We start from the raw sequence: 4,031 nt of genomic DNA, 5'->3' as shown, positions 1-4,031 counted from the left end.
CGCGCGCCCGAACCCGCCGTGGTCCTGGTCGGCGGCGCGAGCGAGTGCGTCAGCGGCGTCCACGAGCGGGCTGTCGTCGCCGACGTCCACCGGGTCGGGCAGCGACTCGAGTTCGCCGCTCGCCGCGCTCATCCACTGTTCGGCGCGGTCCTCGAGTTCCTCGCGGTTGTGTTCCCACTCCCCGGCGACGCGCTCCAGGAGCGGGAGGAACCCCGGTTGGTTCTGCTTGCTGTGCTTCGGGAAGTACGTCCCGACGTAGAACGGCTTCCGGTCGGGCGTGAGGAACACGGACAGCGGCCAGCCACCGCCGCCTCGCACGACGTTGCAGACCGTCATGTACAGCGAGTCGACGTCGGGGCGCTCCTCGCGGTCGACCTTGATCGGGACGAAATTCTCGTTCAGCGCGTCGGCGACCTCGGGGTCCGAGAACGACTCCTCCTCCATGACGTGGCACCAGTGACACGCGGAGTAGCCGATAGAGAGGAAGATGGGGTCGTCCCGGCGTTCGGCGGCCTCGAACGCCTCGTCGTCCCAGAGCTGCCAGTTGACGGGGTTGTCTGCGTGCTGGCGGAGGTAGGGGCTGCCGGCGTCCGCCAGGCGGTTCCGGTTCGTGGGGGCTGTCATACGAACCGCTCGGGTCGCCAGCAGTAAAACACCATCACCGGGCGGCCGGGGTTCTGGCCGCCGCCAGACGCAGACGTACCCGGGTACTGTCACCGTGAGGGACTCCGGAAACGCCGACCACTGCTCGAGAAACCCAGCCGTAGAGTCGTGTGGACCGAGACGACGGACCACCGGTGAGCACCCCGCAGTATACACGAACGAGTACACTTCACCGAACTGAAGGGGGAAGATTTACACTTGCTTGCTCACTCGATTCGAGTATGACCGAACGCGTTCTGCTGGTCGGCGGTGGCGGCCGCGAACACGCAATCGCTGACGCGCTCGCGGGTGACTGCGAGCTGTACGCCTGCGCCGGCAACCGGAATCCTGGCATCGACCGACTCGCGGACGGCTTCCGGGAACTCGACACCGGAGACCCGGCCGCTGTCGTCGACTACGCGCTCGACGTCGACGCGACGCTCGCCGTCGTCGGCCCGGAAGGACCGCTCGACGCCGGTGTCGTGGACGCCCTGGAGGACGAGGACGTGTACGCGTTCGGGCCGAAGCAAGCAGACGCCCGCATCGAGACGGACAAGACGTTCCAGCGGGAGTTCATGGCCGAGAACGACGTTCCGGGGCAGGCGGAATTCGAGACGTTCGACGACCCCGACGCCGCGGCCAAGTACGTCGAATCCGTCGACGGCGACGTGGCAGTCAAGCCAGCGGGACTCACCGGCGGAAAGGGCGTCCGCGTCACCGGCGACCAGGTTTCGAAGGCGGACGCCGCGGAGTACGTCCGTTCGTCCGGACACGACGAGTGGGTCGTCGAGGAGCGCCTCGTCGGCGAGGAAGTCACTGTGCAGGCGTTCGTGGCGAACCGCGACGTCCGTCCGACGCCCGCCGCCCACGACCACGGGCGCGCCTACGAGGGCGACGACGGTCCGAACACTGGTGGGATGGGGAGTTACACGGCGCCCGAGTGGACGCTCCCGTTCATGACCGACGAGGACTACGAGGCCTGCGTGGAGACGCTGGAAGCGGTCGTCGACGGGCTGCCCTCGTACCGCGGCGTCCTCTACGGTCAGTTCATGCTCACCGCCGACGGGCCGAAGGTCGTGGAGTTCAACGCCCGCTTCGGGGACCCGGAAGCGCTGAACACGCTCCCGACGATGGAGACGCCTCTGCTGGACGTGCTCGCTGCAGCGCGCGACGACGACCCCCTACCGGACCCCGAGTTCGCGGACGTCGCCACTGTCTGCAAGTACGCAGTCCCCGACGGCTATCCGACGGACCCGGAGGGCGGCACCCGCGTGACCATCGACGACTCCACGCTCGATGACGCCAAACTGTACTACGCGAGCGTCGACGCGCGCGACGACGGCATCTACACCACTACGTCGCGGTCGTACGCCGTCACCGGGTTCGGCTCCTCGATTCCCGACGCCGAGCGAGAGGTCACCGCGGCCCTCGGCGACCTCCCCGAGGGTCTCCGGGTTCGGACCGACATCGGGACCGAGGCGTTGCTCGAGGACCGCATCGACCACATGAAGGACGTGCGACGCAGCGACTGAGTCGGTCACTCCAGGCGTCTCCTGAGGAAGGTGACGAAGCCGTGCAGGTAGTCCGTCCCGACGGCCGCGACGATGACCGCGCCGAGCGTGTTGAACACGAGGTCGTTGACGATGTCGCCGACCCCCCGCACCGCAAGCGGTGCGTCCGCACCGACAGCCCGCGCCAACTGGCCCGACGCGAACTCCAGTAATTCCCAGAGGACGCCGGCAGCGAGCACGAAGACGACGATGAACACCGCACGGAACTCCCCGGGTACGGATATCTCGTCGGAGTGGGTCTCGAACGTCCGGAGCGTGACGTACCCGATGCCGGCGATGACGACGGCCGAGACCGTGTGCGCGACGCTGTCGTACCACCCGAACCAGTCGTAGGGTCCCAGCGAGCCGATGGTGTGCACGAACACGGACAGCGTGATCCAGAGTACGAGCAGGGGGTCCATCGAGTAGTCGTACTCGCGCCGCAGGACCGCCGGCAGCAGCGTGACGGCGAGGCTGACGCCGATTCCCGTCGCGAGACCGAGTCGCACTCTGAACAGCGTGTACGCGAACAGCGCGAGGAGGACGGCCTGCATGGCGCGGACGGCCATCCGCTCGGTGGCGTCGCTGGCGTCGAGGACTTCGTCGCTCATGTGTCACTGACTGCCGGTTCCTGCTCGCTCCCGCCGCCCTCCGCGCGTTTGAAGTACAACTCGAAGGCCGAGCCGACGACCACCGCGACGAGCGTCACGAACACGAAGTCCCACTGGATGCGTGCCTGACTCACCACGAGACTGGTCCCGAGTAGTCCGTCGGCGTAGAACCGGACCACGGTCCAGACGCCCTGGACCGCCATCGTCGCCAGCACGGCGAACGCGATCGTGAACCGCCGGCTCATCTCCACCTCCGTGTACGCGTCCAGTTCGGCCACCCCGACTAGCGCGAACGCGGCGACAGCGGTGTAGGACGTCAGCTCCTGATGGAAGCCCAGCGTCTGGCCGACCAGCGCGACGGCGCCGAGGGCCAGCAGCGGCCACGGGACGACGATGCGCGAATCGCGTGCCGCCGCTGCGGGGAGCGCTGCCACTGCGACGAACGTCACCTCGAATGCACCCCAGAGGGGGTTGCCGGTACCGACGTTCCACATCGCCGACAGCACCACGCCGCCGAGGAGGACCCAACCGATGAGTGCGTTTCGGCGGACGCTCCCGTCCGCGTGCGTCTCGTTCACATCGGCTCTCATACGTGCGTGCCACGGAAAGATATAGGGCTGATACTGAGAGATCGGGCGGCTTACTCGCGGTCTTCGAGCGTGACGGCCTCGACGTCGCCCCCGGTCTCGACGTCGACGTCCTGCGCTGCTTGCACGCTCTCGCGTGCGAGTTCGACCGCGTCCGACAGGCTTTCGGGCGGATCTTTGCCCTCGAGAAAGCCGAGCGCGACCGCGGACCCACTGCCTAGTGCCCCGGTCGTCACGGACACGAGGTCGCCAGACGTTCCGACTCGACGGACACTGGCGTCGCCGACGTCGTCTCTCCCAGCGACCAGCGCTTCGACGCCGACGTCCGCCGCTGCGCTGGCGGCAATCCTGCCGAGCCGTCCGACGTCGAGGTCCGTTCCGGTCTCGACGTCCACCTGCTGTAGTTCGCCCTGGACCGTTCGCGCGAACTCGTCGACGTCTCCGCGGTCACCGACGGCGCCGACGATGGCGCCGTCGAACTCGAACAGTTGCTCGGCGTTCTCGCTCGTGACTCTCCCGTCGTCGACGGCGAGCGTGTCCGACGCGAGCACCGCGCCGCCGTCCGCGTCGATGGCGACGACGACCCCCATCGGGTCACCTCCAGCCCGAACCGCGGGCGGCGGGGCTCATCGTTGCCGCCG

At 68.1% G+C, this 4,031-nt stretch carries 5 protein-coding genes; 1 reads left to right on the top strand and 4 read right to left on the bottom strand.

Annotation, left to right across the window (positions count from 1 at the left end):
* Nucleotides 1–624 (bottom strand): thioredoxin domain-containing protein (locus GRX66_RS17055; RefSeq protein WP_159527587.1); only part of this gene is annotated, 624 nt, incomplete at its 3' end.
* A 260-nt stretch (nucleotides 625–884) separates the two neighbouring features.
* Here GRX66_RS17055 and purD point away from each other — a divergent pair.
* Nucleotides 885–2,174: a phosphoribosylamine--glycine ligase gene (gene purD / locus GRX66_RS17050; RefSeq protein WP_159527586.1), complete on the top strand. Its 1,290-nt coding sequence runs from the start codon at nucleotides 885–887 to the stop codon at nucleotides 2,172–2,174.
* Nucleotides 2,175–2,179: 5 nt separating this feature from the next.
* Here the strand turns inward: purD and GRX66_RS17045 are convergent, their stop codons facing one another.
* Genes GRX66_RS17045 through GRX66_RS17035 form a run of 3 tightly spaced genes read right to left on the bottom strand, consistent with a single transcriptional unit; the run spans nucleotide 2,180 to nucleotide 3,980 of the window.
* Nucleotides 2,180–2,803, bottom strand: coding sequence for a hypothetical protein (locus GRX66_RS17045; protein ID WP_159527585.1), 624 nt, complete (start codon nucleotides 2,801–2,803; stop codon nucleotides 2,180–2,182).
* Nucleotides 2,800–3,393, bottom strand: a complete 594-nt coding sequence (locus GRX66_RS17040) for a hypothetical protein (protein ID WP_159527584.1) — start codon at nucleotides 3,391–3,393, stop codon at nucleotides 2,800–2,802. Before GRX66_RS17040 ends, GRX66_RS17045 begins: the two co-directional genes overlap by 4 nt.
* A gap of 50 nt (nucleotides 3,394–3,443) precedes the next feature.
* Nucleotides 3,444–3,980: a hypothetical protein gene (locus GRX66_RS17035; RefSeq protein WP_159527583.1), complete on the bottom strand. Its 537-nt coding sequence runs from the start codon at nucleotides 3,978–3,980 to the stop codon at nucleotides 3,444–3,446.
* Nucleotides 3,981–4,031 lie beyond the last annotated feature (51 nt).

The sequence above is a fragment of the Halobacterium bonnevillei genome (assembly GCF_009831555.1).
Classification (GTDB): domain Archaea; phylum Halobacteriota; class Halobacteria; order Halobacteriales; family Halobacteriaceae; genus Halobacterium; species Halobacterium bonnevillei.
This window is presented reverse-complemented; position numbering and strand designations above follow the sequence as displayed.

What these genes read in the sequence shown, in the direction of transcription:
- GRX66_RS17045 (WP_159527585.1), bottom strand. Translation starts at nt 2,803, where the DNA reads ATGAGCGACGAAGTCCTCGACGCCAGCGACGCCACCGAGCGGATGGCC.
- purD (WP_159527586.1), top strand. Translation starts at nt 885, where the DNA reads ATGACCGAACGCGTTCTGCTGGTCGGCGGTGGCGGCCGCGAACACGCA.
- GRX66_RS17040 (WP_159527584.1), bottom strand. Translation starts at nt 3,393, where the DNA reads ATGAGAGCCGATGTGAACGAGACGCACGCGGACGGGAGCGTCCGCCGA.
- GRX66_RS17035 (WP_159527583.1), bottom strand. Translation starts at nt 3,980, where the DNA reads ATGGGGGTCGTCGTCGCCATCGACGCGGACGGCGGCGCGGTGCTCGCG.